The organism is Aeromonas sp. Prich7-2, from assembly GCF_017939255.1.
Classification (GTDB): Bacteria; Pseudomonadota; Gammaproteobacteria; order Enterobacterales; family Aeromonadaceae; genus Aeromonas; species Aeromonas caviae.
Genome location: NZ_JAGKRI010000244.1, coordinates 1 through 420 on the forward strand (window position 1 = coordinate 1; position 420 = coordinate 420).

At 53.8% G+C, this 420-nt stretch carries 1 protein-coding gene; it reads left to right on the top strand.

Annotation, left to right across the window (positions count from 1 at the left end):
• Window positions 1–109 precede the first annotated feature (109 nt).
• Window positions 110–420: helix-turn-helix domain-containing protein (locus J9892_RS21410; protein WP_210538920.1), on the top strand; the 311-nt coding region annotated here is incomplete at its 3' end.

Sequence of the window (420 nt, forward strand, 5' to 3'; positions counted from 1 at the left end):
TTGTATGGAGATGGTATTCACCTGACAGTTGCCCACAAAAGGGAGTGGTCATACGGCTTCAAACCGGATAACAAAACGGTACCCCTACCGTGTTATCCGGAGTCACCGTATGACCACCAACGAGAAAGTAGCACGTCGCAAACTCAGCCTGCTAGAGCTCGCCAAAGAGCTCAATAATGTCAGCAAAGCCTGCAAGCTCATCGGCTACAGCCGTCAGCAGTTCTACGAAATTCGCCGTAATTACCAGACCTATGGCGCCGAGGGATTGCTCGACAAATTGCCCGGCTGTAAAGGGGCTCATCCCAATCGGGTCGCTCCCGAGATTGAACAGGCCATCCTCGATTACTCCCTCACCAGACCAACTCATGGCCCGCTGCGGGTCGCGCAAGAACTGGCTCTGCAAGGCATCAATGTCAGTGC